The sequence below is a fragment of the Paenibacillus glacialis genome (assembly GCF_001637205.1).
GTDB classification, from domain to species: domain Bacteria; phylum Bacillota; class Bacilli; order Paenibacillales; family Paenibacillaceae; genus Paenibacillus_AQ; species Paenibacillus_AQ glacialis.
This window is the reverse complement of the sequence record NZ_LVJH01000043.1, coordinates 65,533-81,660: the sequence shown is the minus strand read 5'-3', so window position 1 is coordinate 81,660 and position 16,128 is coordinate 65,533. Positions and strand designations below refer to the sequence as shown.

Annotated in this window: 13 protein-coding genes and 1 riboswitch; of the genes, 12 read left to right on the top strand and 1 reads right to left on the bottom strand. The window is 43.3% G+C overall.

The window, feature by feature from the left end; all coding sequences use genetic code 11:
- The 7 genes from PGLA_RS19315 to PGLA_RS19285 form a co-directional block, all read left to right on the top strand.
- The coding region (locus PGLA_RS19315) for a condensation domain-containing protein (RefSeq protein WP_145939612.1) at window positions 1-2,584 on the top strand (2,584 nt) is incomplete at its 5' end.
- 98 nt (window positions 2,585-2,682) lie between these two features.
- A complete protein-coding gene (locus PGLA_RS19310) occupies window positions 2,683-3,654 on the top strand; it encodes a cysteine peptidase family C39 domain-containing protein (RefSeq protein WP_068536012.1) in 972 nt (323 codons plus the stop codon).
- Between the two features lie 2 nt (window positions 3,655-3,656).
- Window positions 3,657-4,415: a thioesterase II family protein gene (locus tag PGLA_RS19305; protein ID WP_245700161.1), complete on the top strand. Its 759-nt coding sequence runs from the start codon at window positions 3,657-3,659 to the stop codon at window positions 4,413-4,415.
- Window positions 4,416-4,433: 18 nt separating this feature from the next.
- The gene (locus PGLA_RS19300; RefSeq protein ID WP_068536010.1) at window positions 4,434-7,727 is read left to right on the top strand and encodes a non-ribosomal peptide synthetase; all 3,294 of its coding nucleotides are present in this window, start codon (window positions 4,434-4,436) and stop codon (window positions 7,725-7,727) included.
- Window positions 7,724-9,001 carry an ACP S-malonyltransferase gene (gene fabD / locus PGLA_RS19295; RefSeq protein ID WP_084411288.1) on the top strand — a complete coding sequence of 426 codons (1,278 nt, stop codon included), beginning with the start codon at window positions 7,724-7,726 and terminating at the stop codon, window positions 8,999-9,001. Before PGLA_RS19300 ends, fabD begins: the two co-directional genes overlap by 4 nt.
- A gap of 45 nt (window positions 9,002-9,046) precedes the next feature.
- A complete protein-coding gene (locus tag PGLA_RS19290) occupies window positions 9,047-10,393 on the top strand; it encodes a M20/M25/M40 family metallo-hydrolase (protein ID WP_245700159.1) in 1,347 nt (448 codons plus the stop codon).
- A gap of 346 nt (window positions 10,394-10,739) precedes the next feature.
- Window positions 10,740-10,872, top strand: a riboswitch (cyclic di-AMP (ydaO/yuaA leader).
- Between the two features lie 4 nt (window positions 10,873-10,876).
- Window positions 10,877-11,344, top strand: coding sequence for a C40 family peptidase (locus PGLA_RS19285; protein WP_068536008.1), 468 nt, complete (start codon window positions 10,877-10,879; stop codon window positions 11,342-11,344).
- 122 nt (window positions 11,345-11,466) lie between these two features.
- Here PGLA_RS19285 and PGLA_RS19280 read toward each other — a convergent pair whose 3' ends face one another.
- Window positions 11,467-12,054, bottom strand: coding sequence for an SGNH/GDSL hydrolase family protein (locus tag PGLA_RS19280; protein WP_068536006.1), 588 nt, complete (start codon window positions 12,052-12,054; stop codon window positions 11,467-11,469).
- A gap of 158 nt (window positions 12,055-12,212) precedes the next feature.
- Between PGLA_RS19280 and PGLA_RS19275 the strand changes: the two genes are divergently transcribed.
- The 5 genes from PGLA_RS19275 (at window position 12,213) to PGLA_RS19255 (ending at window position 15,971) form a co-directional block, all read left to right on the top strand.
- Window positions 12,213-12,638, top strand: a complete 426-nt coding sequence (locus tag PGLA_RS19275) for a DMT family transporter (RefSeq protein WP_068536004.1) — start codon at window positions 12,213-12,215, stop codon at window positions 12,636-12,638.
- A gap of 55 nt (window positions 12,639-12,693) precedes the next feature.
- A complete protein-coding gene (locus PGLA_RS19270; RefSeq protein ID WP_068536002.1) occupies window positions 12,694-13,392 on the top strand; it encodes a Crp/Fnr family transcriptional regulator in 699 nt (232 codons plus the stop codon).
- Window positions 13,393-13,637: 245 nt separating this feature from the next.
- On the top strand, window positions 13,638-14,672 hold the full coding sequence (locus PGLA_RS19265) for a glycosyltransferase family 2 protein (RefSeq protein WP_068536027.1): 1,035 nt from the start codon (window positions 13,638-13,640) through the stop codon (window positions 14,670-14,672).
- Window positions 14,673-14,747: 75 nt separating this feature from the next.
- Complete coding sequence (locus tag PGLA_RS19260; protein WP_068536001.1) at window positions 14,748-15,215, top strand: DMT family transporter; 468 nt, start codon at window positions 14,748-14,750, stop codon at window positions 15,213-15,215.
- Window positions 15,216-15,254: 39 nt separating this feature from the next.
- Window positions 15,255-15,971, top strand: a complete 717-nt coding sequence (locus PGLA_RS19255) for a YjjG family noncanonical pyrimidine nucleotidase (RefSeq protein WP_068535999.1) — start codon at window positions 15,255-15,257, stop codon at window positions 15,969-15,971.
- Window positions 15,972-16,128 lie beyond the last annotated feature (157 nt).

Sequence of the window (16,128 nt, the reverse complement as noted above, 5' to 3'; positions counted from 1 at the left end):
AGGCATACTAGCGATGGCTACAGTATCGTTCGACATCTTTATTGTGGAGAGCCTACTACCACTGACACTGGGTATGCGGATTGTGCTTGCGAACGAGGAGGAACGTAACGACGCGTATTTGTTACAGGACCTTATGACTAAGTACGAGGTAGATGTCCTTCAAATCACACCATCACGGTTTAAGTGGTGGATGGCACAGGTAGGACAGACCGAGAGTTGGAAAGCACTAAGCGTAGTCATGATTGGAGCTGAGCCGTTAACATTGGAGTTGCTAGAACGATTGCGTGCAGTAACGAAGGCGCGAATCTTTAATCTGTATGGACCAACAGAGACGACGGTATGGACATCGGTGTGCGAAGTGACGGATGGGGAAGTAATTACAATTGGTACGCCGATTGCGGGTGCAGGAATGGTCGTATTGAATGCGAAGTTACAGCCGCAACCAATAGGTGTTGTTGGAGAGCTATACATCGGTGGTGCAGGCGTAGGACGCGGCTATCTAAGTCATCCAGAATGGAACGAAGGCGTGTTCATCCAGAATCCGTTCCGCGAGGGTGAACGAATGTACCGGACTGGTGATCTGGGCAAGAGACTGGTGAACGGTGAATTTGTATATGCAGGTCGTCGGGATCATCAGGTGAAGATACGCGGACACCGTATTGAGATTGGTGAAGCGGAGCAGCAGTTACTGAGTCATGAGCAAGTGAAGGAAGTTGTCGTTGTGGCGTTTAAAGAGGGAGACGGAGAGCATGCGTTATGTGCGTATGTTGTCATGGATGAGTATTCAGGAATCGAAAATGATAGCCATTCCCTCTCTGACATAACGTCGGAACTACGACAGCATCTTAGCAGCAGGTTACCAGCGTATATGATTCCAGCTTACGTAGTTCCTCTGAAGGCGATCCCGCTAACACCAACAGGTAAGGTAGATCGCAAGGCGCTACCGAAGCCTGCACCAACGGAGTTGAGTGAGCGCGAGTATACGGCGCCAAGAAATGAGATGGAGCGCAAGTTGGTTGTTCTATGGCAGGAGCTACTGCAAACAGACAATATTGGAGTGACAGACAGCTTCTTCGATCTCGGGGGTCACTCGCTTAAGGCAGCGGCATTAGTCAGTCGTGTACAGGAGCAATTCGGAGTACATGTGCCACTGAGGGCATTGTTCTTGAATCCAACGTTGGAATCATTGGCGGGTGTTATAGATGGAGAGAGTGTACAGGAGCATCATGCGATACAGCGACAAGAGGATCAAGAGTACTATCCGATGTCACGGGCGCAGAGAAGGCAATATGTGCTTCAGCTCATATCTGGTGAAGCTACGATGTATCATGTACCGTTTGCCCTACAGATTCGAGGCAAGCTTGATGCCGTAAGGCTTGAGGGAGCATTCGCTACTTTAATTGCTAGACATGAGAGCCTACGGACGACATTCCACTATGTAGAAGGTGAGTTCAGGCAACGTGTTCACCCCGCGGTGGCATTTAATCTGGAAGGAAATGCTTGGGCGCGAATGACAGCTAAACGATTGCTGCCTGAATCAGGAATGGATGAGGTTATCACCCGATTAATGGCAAGATTTATACGGCCATTTGATCTCGGAAAAGGTCCGATGCTACGGGTGGGACTTGTTCCACTGGAGGAAGAGCGTCACCTGCTATTGCTGGATATGCATCATATCGTGACAGATGGTATATCCGTGAGCGTGCTTCTAAAGGAGTTAACTGAATTATATAGCGGTCAAGAGCTACCAGAGCTGCGCGTGCAATATCGAGATTACAGCGCCTGGCAGGAGGAACGACTGAGTGGGGAAACGTATGAGGCGCATGAGCGATACTGGCTAGAGACATTCTCGGGTGAGTTACCGGTGCTAGAACTGCCAAATGATAAGCCGCGTCAAGTGATACAGAGCTATAACGGGCAAAGATATGCGTTTAAGTTGGACGCGGATCTTGCACAGCAAGCGCATCGCCTAGCCAGAAAGCAAGGCACAACGCTCTTTACTGTGCTGCTAAGTGCTTATGCGGTGCTACTCGGTAAATACAGTGGGCAAGAGGACATTGTGATCGGCACGCCAGTGGCAGGACGAGGTCATGTCGATGCGGAAGGTTTGATCGGCATGTTCATCAATACGGTGGTGATTCGCAGCCGTCCACAAGCAGCAAGAACGATCGGCAGCTATGTTAAGGAGCTGCATGGTGATGTGTTGCTTGCGCTGGAACATCAGGAGTATCCATTCGAGGATTTGGTGGAGCGTTTGGGGATTGAGCAAGATCGGAGCCGCAACCCGCTGTTCGACACGATGTTTATTTTGCAAAATATGGAGCGAACTGCAATTCAAACGGGTGGGTTGACCTTCGAGTCGCAGCCGTTTGAGTCAGGTGTCAGCAAGTTTGACCTGACACTTGAGGCTGTAGAGAGCGGAGCGGAAATTGTGTTCAGCCTAGAGTACGCGACCGATTTGTTCCATGAAGAAACGATTGTGGCAATGGCACATCATTACTGTGCAATTGTTCGGGAGATGACAGCCGCCGAGGGTATAGAACGTACGATTGGTGAACTTATACAGGTAGATGGAATGGATTAAGAGGTTAGAATTTTCCCCGATAGGACGACGTATGTGTCGTCCATCGGGAAATATTTCGCTTGGAAGACATGCCCTAATATGAAGGAGGATGTAATCAGATGAAATTAACACTAGAGAGAAAGCCATTTAATGAGTTTTGGATGAACTGTATGCTGAACCAAGCATTCTCGATTGCTGAATCTGCACATTCTAGCTACCGATTTGCTGCTTATTTGAATATTTATAGCTACTTTCCTTGGGCAGCGGCCACGGATAGTGAGTTCCGTTATCCCACTATTGATAGCTTATATTATTTGGATGATTGGACGAAGTTCCCATTAACCGGGGTCATTAAGTTGATAGAGCCAGGTCATTTTAGCAATAAAGAAACATTTACGGAAGAGATAAAAGAGGTACTGCGCGGTGGGCGTAATCTGAGTCTGAATGTCGATTTGTACTACTGGCTGCCTGATAGCTTGGCATGGAAGAAATTTCATTGGTATCATTATTCATTGTTCAATGGTTACGATGATGAGCGTTCGTCTTTCTATGTTATAGATGATACGCTTGCCGGCTATTTCGAGTATGAGGTGCCGGAAGAAAGGCTTAAGAAAGCATTCAATAACGCTGAATATAACATCAATACAAATTATACAGGTCCTGCTTACTACATATATAATTTACACCCAAGTATAGAGCCATATGAGCTGAAGATATCTGAGGTTGTGGAGAATGCAGAAAGGTTGGCTCGAGAGCTAGAGGACTTCTCGATGGAAGGCATGTGGAACGTGGATACAAGGCAGGAGAAATACAGTTCTCATATTACGTATGCGCTAATTGGTATCAATATTATTTGCAATCGGCATATCGCAAACGTAGCGCTTATTCGCACTTTACAAGAGCAAGAGCTTCTAGATGAGAATCTCTGCGAAGCTCTTTCAGAACGAATAGAAGTTATCCGTGACGGATGGGACGAGGTAAAACAAGCGTTTGTGACTCATAAATTCGATCGTATAAGAGAAATCGAACGTGCTGAAGGGCTCTTGTCCAAGGAGCGAGAATTCTGGAGAATGCTCGTTGATGGAGCATAAACATGATGAACAGCTACCTACGAAAGGCGCCAACCATAAATCGCATACCGTTGCTCTGTCTACCCTATGCGGGTGGTTCAGCTCAAATCTACAAAAAATGGTCAAAGGGAATTGATCCCTCCATTTCGTTAATCCCAGTTGAAATGGCCGGGAGAGGGAGTAGAATGCGGGAGCAGCTCTACGAGGATATACATGAAGCGGCTAAAGATTTACTTCGTCTTGTTCGTGAATATACATGTGATCAGTACGCCATATTTGGTCATAGTATGGGAAGCATGCTTGCCTACGAGCTTATTCATCTTATCCACGCAGAAGGCCTTCCACTCCCGATGGTTACTTTCATGTCTGGTAGGGATGCACCTCATTGTGCAGATGTTGACCGAACGACATACCAACTCCCAGATGAAGCCTTCATAGATGAAGTGCAGAGTCTAGGTGGAACGCCACTAGAACTATTTCAAGACAAAGATCTGCGGAATTTATTTATGCCGATTTTGCGTGCAGATTTCAAGTTGGTTGGTACGTACGAACATATACCGAAAGAACCTCTTCCATTGAAGCTAATCATCTTAAACGGCATCGAGGATACAAGTTTACGGGGTGACGTTGAGGAATGGAAATCGCATACCACTCAGACCTGCGACATTATACATTTCGAGGGAAGTCATTTCTTCATTCACGAGCAGGAACATGAGGTTGTATCTCTGATCAACGATAGACTTCTGAGGATGTCGGATGACCGTAGAATCACGCATAAATAGCAGGGAGGTTCGAAGGGAATGGATATGGTTATTCAGCCTACCGAGGAAACAATTCGGAGTATACAAGGCTTATGGAATGAAGTGCGAGGCTTTCCTTCTGATCGAAGAGGTGGGAATGATGATTTTTGTATATTGGAGCAACAGATAAGGTTGGACGATGAGCTTACCGGTCATTTGCTACGGAACGCTATCGGTTCGAATCATCGAATGTATACGACACTGCTTACTGCTGTATATATACTACTGTATAAATATACGCAAGATGATAGGTTAATTGTGGGTATTCCAAGTATAGATGTGGGCAGTTCTAACGGTTCTAACGGTCAGGGATGGGTTCCGCTGCGTATTGATGTTAGTGAAGACGATTCACTTACATCTCTGTTGGGGCAATTGGAGGACACACCGAATGAAGCGAAGCTGTATGGTGGTGCGTACAGTAGTGAACATTTCGATGAGCGTGTTGCACTTGAATCTGACTCTTCCGTTCCACATGCAACAAGCGAATTTCACTTGAGGCAGGCTACAGCGGTTGTACTAGAAAATATACATGGGAAATCATATGATCAACATTTTGGATTACTCTTTTCATTCCGAATCGTGGAGCAATCGGGCTCTGCTATTGAGCTTACCATTCAATATAATGAGGATGCATACAGCGCTAATATGGTAGAAAATTTAGGGTTGCAGGTTCAGAAGATGGCGAGATTACTAGTCGGAGAATCGGACTTACGACTGCAAGATATTGCACTTCTGGATGCGAATGAAGTTAAAGCATTGCTCTTATCGCATTGTGGAGTTGTATACGACTCCCCGCAAGACGACTTGTTGATTTCGTCAAACAACGGGGACACATCATCGGTGATGCCGAATCCCATAATGAGCATAGAGATGGGCCCGACAAAGGAAAGATCAAGATGGACTTTGGATGGCAGGTTCGAGACGCAGGTCAGACAACATGCTGATGAGACGGCTCTTTTATGCGGACAGGAGTCCTTCACGTATCGCGAGCTAGACGAACGAGCGAATTTACTCGCCTCAAGGCTAAGGAGGAATGGTGTACACACGGGTGTGCTAGTTGGCTTGATGTTGGAGAGGACGTTGGATCTTGTAGTTGGTATTATCGGTATCTGGAAAGCGGGAGGTGCTTATGTACCCATTGATTTGGAATACCCGTCGTCACGTATCGATTATATGCTGGAGGATACAGGAGCCCCGGTGATGCTAACGCAGCAGCATCTACTGCATCGAATGTCCTCTTATACGGGTTCTATTATATGTATTGACGTTGAGGATGAACAGGGAACAACAGTGGATAAATCGGCATTAACTCATTTGGAAGAGATTAGTTCTCCTGAAGATCTAGCTTATATCATTTATACTTCCGGCTCGACAGGCAAGCCGAAGGGCGTAGTAATTGAGCATGAAAGTGCAATACGCTTCATAGAAGGAATGGTAGAAGAAGTAGAATGTGTTCCAGGTAAAGCTATTGTTGCGTTAGCGAGCGTAGCCTTTGATGTGTCAATCCATGATTTGATTATGCCCTTGCTATATGGCATGAAGGTCGTATTGGCGACGCAAGCCGAGCGCAGAGATCCGGAGCTGCTAGATCGGCTAATTGTCAAGCATGGCGTTCAGATGATGGTATCGACTCCTATGAGATTACAAATGTTGCTGTCAGGCAGAGAAGAACGTTCCTGTATGCGACATTTGACAGATCTGATGATTGGTGGAGAACCGTTCATTCCAACGCTATGGGATCGATTGAAGCCATATGATCAGCTTCGTGTGTATAACGTATATGGCCCGACTGAAACGACAGTATGGTCGACAGTACAGCGAATTGTGGATGACCATCCTGGTATTGGTAAAGCTCTTCATGGTGTGCGGACTTATATTCTGGATAAGAGCGGAAGTCTTCAACCTCCTGGCGTTGCAGGTGAACTCTGTATCTCAGGTACGAGACTTGCCCAGGGTTATTGGGGGAAGTCGGAACTTACGGCTAAACAATTCGTTATGGACCCTTTCTTTCCAGGTGAGCGGATGTATAAGACGGGTGATCTTGCACGTTTCCTTGCGGACGGAAGCATCGAATTTCTAGGGCGGAGCGATTTTCAGGTGAAGATACGTGGTTACCGCGTCGAGTTGGAGGAAATTCAGCTGATGCTCTCACGTCATGAACAAATATCCGAATCAGTAGCACTTCTGCAAGAGGATCAGCGGGAAGAGAAGTGGCTATGCGCGTATTATGCCGCGGAGTATGAGTTGTCGTCAACGGAACTTCGGAGCTTCATGGCAAGTCGATTACCAGAATACATGGTGCCTCAGAGATTTGTATGGCTAGCCAGTATGCCACTGAACGCTAATGGAAAGATCGATAGGAACGCATTGCCTCGACTAAGTGATGACGTTGATCTAACGGATAACTCTAAATCTAGGTTATCGTTCAATCACCTGAAATCAGAAACGGAGCGTGAAGTAGCGTGCTTCTGGCAAGAAGTACTCCATAGAGAAGACTTGCGTGCGGATGACAACTTCTTTGATATTGGAGGGAATTCCATTCTGCTAGTTGCTCTACATCATAGATTAGAAGAACGTTATCCTGATCGTCTAACGGTTGCAGATCTGTTCGAGAATGCAACTCTTCGAGGCATGGCGGGGATATTGGATACCCCAGTCGGTGAAGAGGGGGAGATGGGCGAATTAACGATGATGAAGGGTATGAAATTCGTAACCAAAGTAAGGGATGTTGAAGCAAGTACGGGAAGTACATTCGACATCAATGAGATGCAACTGGAGGAATCGACAAATCAGGAACTAACACGTATTGCAGAAATGCTTGACGTAGAATTTGTGGATATATTGTTAACCGTCTATTTATATGTACTGTCCGATATTGCAATGACGGATGAAGTCGCTGTATTCGTGAAAGGGGGCGCAGGTGATCGTATCGTGCCTGTGACGTTGAACATGTCCCATTACATGGAATTTGACGAAATGATATCAGAAGTGAAGCGGCAACGAAATGGTAGTATTTATTATACTTTCTCTTCGCTCGCGACCGCTGCAGGATTCCGAGCTCCGGACAATGGCATTATACCTTGGTTCTCAGCAACCGACATGGGATCAGTGAAAGAATATATGTCGATGATCGGTCTCGCGCTTCAGCTTACGATGACTGAGTCTGAGTTGGTGGTTTCGTGTATTTATGACACTGCTGCATGGGACAAGTCGGGTGTAGATGGTTTGCTATCCCTATATGGAGAATCTCTGGAAATCATGATGAACGATCTTGGAGAAGGGCGTGAAGGATGATGGTTAAACGGGCGTTATTGTTCCCTGGACAAGGTTCACAGTATGTCGGTATGGGCAAGGACTTATTCATTAAGTATCCAATCGCCAAAGAGACGTTCCAAGAGGCGAATGACGCGATGAATGTCGATCTCACGAAGCTGATGTTTGAGGGAGGCATAACGGAGCTAACGAGAACGGAATATGCACAACCAGCTATACTAGCCGTCGGGATGGCTATGTTCAGAGTATATAAGGAAGTAGTGGGTACAGATATTAATTATATGACCGGTCATAGTCTTGGTGAAATTACTGCATTGACCTGCGCAGGAAGTATCCCATTCGCAAGTGCCATTCGTATTGTTCATCGTCGTGGTGAGCTGATGCGGGAAGCTGCTGCAATCGGGGGTGGAGCGATGGCCGCTGTTAATGAGCTTGGTGTAAGCGAGGTTGAAGCCATCTGTGCATCGGTAAGCTCGATTCATAAAGGTGGGGCTGAGATTGTTGTTGTATCCAACATAAATTCGGAGGATCAAGTTGTCATTTCTGGGCATAAGGGGGCATTGAGTGAGGCAGCGGAGCGGTTAACGAAGCGGGGAGCGATCGTTATCCCGCTTCAAGTAAGCGCCCCATTCCATAGTCCACTTATGGCGCCTGCAGCGGTACAATTCGCTGAAGAACTTAGCAAGTATACATTTTCACCACTTCAATATCCCGTTATATCTAGTGTGACAGCCAAGTTGTACGCAAGCTCCGATGAAATTGCCAAGGTTCTGACTGAGCAGTTGACTGCGCCTGTGCAATGGGTGGCAGTACTCCAATATTTACGAGAGAACGGAGTGTCGGAAGCCGCAGAGCTGGGACCGAGGACGGTCTTGAAAAAGCTAGCTCATCATACCGCGGGCATGAAAGTATTTGCCTTCGACCATGGTCCGGATGCAGAGCAGTTGCTAAGTGAAAGTAAGGTTGCCAAAGAAGAATATCCGCTTGATTTCATAATCCAATGCGTGTCGATCGCGACATGTACACGTAACAGGAATTGGGACTCAGAAGCTTATGCAAAAGGTGTTATTACGCCTTATCGTAACGTTCAGAAGATGTTATATCAACTTCAGCAATCAGGAGATCAAGTGACATGGGCGCATATGGAGCAAGCGTATGCCATGCTTCTTTCCGTGCTAAAGACGAAGCAGGTCCCGGAAGTTGAACAGCTCAGTCGGTTGGAGCGTTTGCTGGCGGAGTATGGGTTACAGGAGAACTTTGGTCAGAGATCACCTATAGGCGTACTGAATTCCTAATGGTTATGTAATATGCACCAGTGTTGCAAAAGGGGGGACGAACGGTTGAATGATGTAAGCCATGATAGTCTTATATACGAATCACCCGAAACAATACTACAGCAATTAATTCGGTTCAACACAACGAATCCACCGGGTAACGAAGCGGCTTGTGTGCAATTTATTCAGGAGATGTTGCATCAGGCAGGAATCGAGACGACGATTGTTGCTGAAGTGGAAGACAGACCTAATCTGATCGCTCGTCTAAAGGGGAGTGGTGAAGCGCCCCCTCTTCTCATGTATGGTCATGTCGATGTTGTTGGCGTAGAGAAGCAAGTATGGAGCCACGATCCTTTCGGTGGTGAAATCCATGACGGTTGCGTATGGGGCAGAGGAAGTCTGGATATGAAGGGCGGCGTGGCGATGATGCTCGCTGCCTTTCTCCGCGCTCATGCGCAGAGAGTTGAGCTGCAGGGTGACATTATACTAGCCATCGTGTGCGATGAAGAAGCTGGTGGTGATCGGGGAGCTTCCTATTTGGCAGATCATCATGCGCATCACTTTGAAGGGGTGCGATATGCCATTGGCGAGTTCGGAGGATTCTCATTGCAGGTAAGTAATCGGAAATTCTATCCCATTATGGTTGCTGAGAAACAAATCTGTTGGCTCAGAGCTACATTGAGAAGCGAAGGTGGGCATGGTTCACTTGGACATACCGAGGGTTGTATGGCACAGCTTGGAGATCTTCTTCAAGCGCTAAATGAGATTAAGCTACCGGTCCACGCAACACCAGCAGCGGCTTATATGATTGAATCCATGGCGGCAGCATTACCTATGGTGCAGAGATTATTGCTGAGAGGTCTGCTTCGACCACGAATGAGCAATATCATTTTGAAACTGATGGGTGATAAAGGTAGATTATTTCAGCCGCTCCTTCGCAATACGGTGAGTGCTACAATTGTGCGTGGCGGTGAGAAAATTAATGTACATCCAAGTGAGATTATAGTGGAGTTGGATGGGCGCCTACTACCTGGATTTACCCCTGCACAACTTATAGAAGAGCTTCACGAACAATCCGTACATCGTAATGTAATGTTTGAGCTGATTCGGCATGATGCTTGTCCAACAAGCCCGGATATGGGGATGTTTGGACTGTTGTCGGATGTACTCAGAGAAGCAGATCCCGATGCTGTACCCGTTCCTATGCTTCTACCGGGAGGGACGGATGCGAGACATTTCGCAAGATTAGGCATTCAAACGTACGGTTTCTTGCCCATGCCGCTACCAGATGATATGAAATTTTCTGAATTGATCCATGCTGCTGATGAGCGTGTCCCTGTAAATGCTATTCATTTTGGAGCGAGAGCCATTTATCAAGTTATTGAGAAATATGGTCAATCACATTCAAACTAGAGGTAAGCGACTGTATGCAGGATAACCGACAAATTATTAATAATTTCCTAAAGTGGAGGTGCACATATACTATCAGCTAGAGTGGTGTTTAAGATATAACGTTGAGCTGGCCGGGTATAGGTATCCATTACTGCATTTCAATAGGCTCTTTCTATTCCTAACCCGGCCATATTGAGGATGCGGGGATATACTCTTTTTCTAAATTTCTCTTAGTCAATAATTTTTGATAGCGCATTATAATATAAAAGTATGTAGTAATGATGTGGTTAGAAAATAAAACTACTAACTTTAAGAAAGGGTTGACAAGGTGATTCAAAATATAATAAAGTGTAAATAGTTACAAAATATTAACCAATTGCCGAATTTCGTTTTTGAAAACGGGGGAACCAATCTGGGTGAATTATTCTTGAAAGCAAGAGAGTATAGGGAACCTTTAACCGAACCCTCAGCTAACTCCGTAGGCATCGAAAGGAAGACGAGTTTCTGAAGAAAATCATCATATCACTACTAGGAGCTGCAGTATTATTCACCACCGCTGCACCCAGTACATTTGCAAGTGAGGCTAGAATTGAAAGTGAAGTGAATCAGGTCGTGGGAACGCCGTACTCATGGGGTGGAACCACAGTTTCAGGATTTGATTGCTCCGGATTCATCTTGTACATAATGGGTAAGTTTAACGTTGATAATCTTCCACGCACATCAGAGTCACAAGCAAAAGTGGGGACAGTAGTTGCTCAAGAGGATCTGCAATTAGGCGATTTAGTATTTTTTAATACATCCGGTAATGGGATCTCCCATGCAGGAATCTATCTAGGTGACAATCAATTCGCGCACTCTTCCAGCAGTAAGGGAGTAAGAATAAGCAAGTTGTCGGATTCTTACTATAAAGATCGTTATGTTACCGCTCGACGAGTGGTAAATGAGGACAGTTATCTTAAAATGATTGAATAATACATATCGAAAAAAGGACAAGCCTGTTATTCATATAGCGGGCTTGTCCTTTTATATTTTGTTCATAGAGTAACTATGTAATGCAGTCTTCTTGATTCCAGAATTAAATTCGATAGAAGGTGTTATTTGATGTTTACAGTTAAACGATTAAAGATCATCTCAGCAATTTCTCGATATCCTCTTGAATTTGGGTGAATCAAATCCTTAGACCAAAGCGTATGATCGTTAGCCATGGGGTGATTCCAACAATCAATATGATATAACTTGTACTCGTTACTAAGCGATTGTATGACTTCATTTGCTTCTAATAGCTGTTCCTTTAATAATTGTTTTTGCTCCATAGGCAAGGGTAATCTAACTGTAAAGTCCGGAAGATTAGCTATAATAATTGAAGCACCCGACTTACTTAAACTATCGACCATAAGTTCCATCTCGTTCTTATATTCATTGCGATTCCAACGACCTTTTAAAATATCGTTTGCACCTGCGATAAGACTGACCAAGTCAGGCTGCAATGCAATAGCCTTTTCTAATTGCTTCAAGCGAATCTCTTTAGTTACCAAACCCCGTTTAGCTAAGTTGGAGTATTTTAACTCGGGTGTATACTTTTGCGCGAAGTAAGCTACCCAGCTTTTTAATTCTGCTCCCTCAACCTCATCTCCGATTCCCTCTGTAAAGCTATCTCCTAGTGCTACAAAATGCTTCCACATATCAGACACCTCTTTTTTTGAATTACCTAAAATTATACTATAATATAGGATCCGATAAGAAACATTCCTCCTTTGAACATTTGAGGACATATGTCCTTCCCAAAATACCTAGAAATATCATTTAATTAAATAAAGAAATCAATTTGGGGAGAGAGACCATGAGAGGAATAATATTTGCGTTTTTAGGCGGAGCCTTTATTACCTTGCAAGGTGTAGCGAATGCTCGGATTAGTCAAGACATTGGTACATGGCAAGCAGCGACGATAACTCAATTCACTGGATTTATTGCGGCCTTGGCTATCCTGTTGTTCGTCCGAGATGGTAAATGGCAGGGGTTTAAGCAAGTTAAACCTTTATATTTGTTAGGCGGCGCCTTTGCAGCGGTTATTATTTTCACGAATGTCACGGCTATTCAGCAGATTGGTGTTACTTTTACGGTATCTGCAGTAATGATTGCCCAGCTAGGTATCACCTTCATCATTGATATTAATGGTTTGTTCGGCGTGGTGAAGCAGAAGATGAGGATGCCACAGTTCATTGGGATTGGGATGATGATAGCTGGTGTAATAATACTAGGACTTTAAAAACATCCATATCGTACAGTGTCAAAGGTTAAAGACGGGTGGTGAATTCTGAGTAATGAAAGAAATCAAAGATCGTGAGCAACTAACTGATTATTTACATGCTCATCAAATCGAATCCGTATTTAATGAACAACTAATACCGTATTTATCTTTGTATAACTTTGAACAAGGAGAACGTATCTGTTCCCAAGGAGAACATGCAGAGATTCTGTATGTACTTGTTAAGGGGAGGGTTAAAATTTATACGACCTCGGCGGGAGGAAAAACACTTATTCTCTCTTTTAAGAAACCGCTTGAGGTGATCGGGGATATTGAATACGTACAGGGGATTAATATTATGAATACGGTTGAGGCAGTATCGTCAGTCTGTATGATTGGTATTCATCATCGTTGGTTGAACAAATACGGAAGTGATCATGCACCTCTACTGCAATTTTTACTAAAGATCATTACACGGAAGTTTCTCCTCAAAAATAACTCTTTGAGTTTCAATTTAATGCATCCTGTGGAAATGAGATTGGCAAGTTATCTAATGTCTGTCTCCTTTGAGGATTCTGATTCTCAATTGAAAGGACAACAAAGCACAGTCAGTATAAAAGATGTGGCGAACTTCATTGGAACGAGTTATAGACATCTAAACCGGGTCATCCTTCAGTTCTGTACAGACGGTCTGATTGAGCGTAATAAAGGGTTCATCCTTGTTAAGGATAGAGAAGGATTAAGTAGAATTTCTGGACCTAATATCTATGAATAAAATTAGTGATTGGTTAAGAAGACAAAATAAAGATTCATAATATGATTGACATAACATATTTTCGATGATATTTTGCAAATATATACAACAATAACAAAAAAATATAATTATTCATTTGTGATAAAGCTAATACTCGTTTCATTTTCCTCTATTAATGGCTTAATATTACCGCAAAGATAATTGCTTAGAAAATAAATTCTAGGTTGGTGAATGATATTAATGATAATTCGGTAGTCAGTATTGTTATGCCAGTATTCAACAGAGAATCACTAATTTCTACAGCTATTCAATCGGTTTTAAACCAGACATATAGTCATTGGGAATTGATCGTTATTGATGATCGAAGTACGGACAATACGAAACAAGTCGTGGCAAATTACGTGAAGCAGGATTCAAGAATTCAGTATTTTGTTAATGATAGAACCCAAGGACCGGGTGGAGCACGAAATTGTGGCATTTTAAAAGCGCAAGGTGAGTTCATTGCCTTCCTGGATTCCGATGATGAGTGGTTTAATTACCATTTAAAGGATAGCGTTCGGACGATTAACGAAGCGCAAGTCGATATTAGTTTTGCATTATGGTGGATTAAACAACAAAATAACGAACCTTTTTATTATTATGAACACCCTTTAATAGTGAAATACTTGGAAGACTTAAGAAATAAATTTGGTGCCTATGGCGAGACGATTATTTTTGATAAAGGACTGTTTGAACAATATTTAAATGATCAGATCTGTTTGTATCACATCAATACGATGGTCGTAAAGAAAGAACTCATTCATATCTATGGACTGTTCAATGAAGTGCATAATGTTGGGGAAGATTCGGAGTTTATGATTAATTTTTTTGATAAGTGTAAAGTTGCATTAATTACTAAGCCTCATTTTATTTATTATGAATCGCCAGATAGTCTCTATTTCTTTTGTAATAGATATGAACTAGACCCTGATTCTTTATACCAGGATGAGAAGTTACTCAAGAAAATAGAGGATACAGGACTGAAATCGATAAAATTTAAAACCTTGTTAAAAGGTAAGGTTGAGGAATCGGATCATGTAAGAGATAAGAAGAATTGTATTCTAAACATAAATAGCGGCATAGGGACAAAATACTATACTCTAAGTTATTTAAACAGACGAGATAAGAAAGTTGCACTTCAATATTGCCGCTTATCTCATCGCATTAAACCAACGATGTTTAATAGATTGCTACTGTGTCATCTTTATGTTTCGATCCCTATACGGAAAGAATTTATGAAGAAAGGATTGGACTTGTATTGATTTGTAGTGAGTCGATTATTTAAATAAACCAAGATATATCTACGAATAAAATTAGCATATGGGAGAGTAAAGGTCATGATTCTAGGACTGATTTTGGCAGTTATCGCAGGTGCGCTAGTAGGTGTGCAAAATATTTTCAATAGTAAGGTGAATGAACGCGCGGGTTCTTGGGCGACAACGACGTTAGTCTTAGGTATGGGATTTCTGGCTTCACTATTGATCGGTCTTATCTTTGAGGGTAAACATATGTTCAGCCTGGACAATATGCAGCCATGGTACTGGTTCAGCGGTCTGATTGGCGTAGGTGTGGTCATCTGTATGGTGCAGGGGATGAAGCTGCTAGGTCCTACGTATGCCATCTCAATCGTCCTAACAGCACAGCTTGGATTTGCTTTATTGTGGGACTCATTAGGGTGGTTGGGTCTGGAAAAGGTACCTTTTTCTTTCACGAAGTTGATAGGTGTGCTAGTTATCGTTGGTGGCATTTGTGCATTTAAATTAGGCGGTGGACGTGAGACAGAAAAGGTGCCTAAGATGACTTAGAAATAGTTGTGAGTAGTTCAGGGAAATGGAGTGATAATTTTGCGGAAATACCAAACGTTATTATTTGATGTAGATGATACGCTGCTCAATTTTGGGGCAGCAGAGAAATTGGCATTGCGCTTGCTTTTTGAGGATCAAGAAATGCCCTTAACCACTGAAATGGAAGCACATTATAAAAGAATAAATCATGCTCTATGGCGGTCTTTTGAAGAAGGGACAATGGATCGTGATGAGGTAGTAAATACACGTTTTTCAATATTATTTAAGGAATACGCTCATGAGGTCGATGGTGTCTTACTGGAAAAGAAGTATCGCAGCTACTTAGAAGAGGGGCATGAGCTTCTTGATGGGGCCTTTGAATTAATAACAGACCTACAACATCAATATGACTTATATATTGTTACGAATGGTGTTTCCAAGACGCAAGATAGACGGTTACGTGATTCAGGATTACATCCACTATTTAAGGATATTTTTGTGTCAGAGGACACTGGGTTTCAAAAACCGATGAAAGAATATTTCGATTATGTCTTTGCGCGAATTCCTAATTTCTCTCTGGAAAAAGGATTGATTATCGGAGATTCCTTAAGCGCGGATATTAAGGGCGGACAGCTAGCGGGTCTAGATACATGTTGGTTCAACCCTGAACTGAAACCTAATAACACTGGCATTGTACCAACCTATGAAATTCAGAACCTTGATGAGTTGTATCGAATTCTAAATGTAGAAAAAGAAGAATCGGCATCGGTTTGTTAGTATTTTTCCTGAACATCATAGTATCGAAGACTCGCGTGTAATCATGTGAGTTTTTTTGTATAGAATATGACTATATTTATTCTTTATCTTTTCATGAATGGATGCCTTACTTATGATGAAGGTTGTTATGAACGTTCAATAAGGAATTCATTTGAGG

Coding starts and splice junctions, on each gene's coding strand:
- PGLA_RS19310 (WP_068536012.1), top strand. CDS start 2,683: ATGAAATTAACACTAGAGAGAAAGCCATTTAATGAGTTTTGGATGAAC.
- PGLA_RS19305 (WP_245700161.1), top strand. CDS start 3,657: ATGATGAACAGCTACCTACGAAAGGCGCCAACCATAAATCGCATACCG.
- PGLA_RS19300 (WP_068536010.1), top strand. CDS start 4,434: ATGGATATGGTTATTCAGCCTACCGAGGAAACAATTCGGAGTATACAA.
- fabD (WP_084411288.1), top strand. CDS start 7,724: ATGATGGTTAAACGGGCGTTATTGTTCCCTGGACAAGGTTCACAGTAT.
- PGLA_RS19280 (WP_068536006.1), bottom strand. CDS start 12,054: ATGTGGAAGCATTTTGTAGCACTAGGAGATAGCTTTACAGAGGGAATC.
- PGLA_RS19275 (WP_068536004.1), top strand. CDS start 12,213: ATGAGAGGAATAATATTTGCGTTTTTAGGCGGAGCCTTTATTACCTTG.
- PGLA_RS19270 (WP_068536002.1), top strand. CDS start 12,694: ATGAAAGAAATCAAAGATCGTGAGCAACTAACTGATTATTTACATGCT.
- PGLA_RS19265 (WP_068536027.1), top strand. CDS start 13,638: ATGCCAGTATTCAACAGAGAATCACTAATTTCTACAGCTATTCAATCG.
- PGLA_RS19260 (WP_068536001.1), top strand. CDS start 14,748: ATGATTCTAGGACTGATTTTGGCAGTTATCGCAGGTGCGCTAGTAGGT.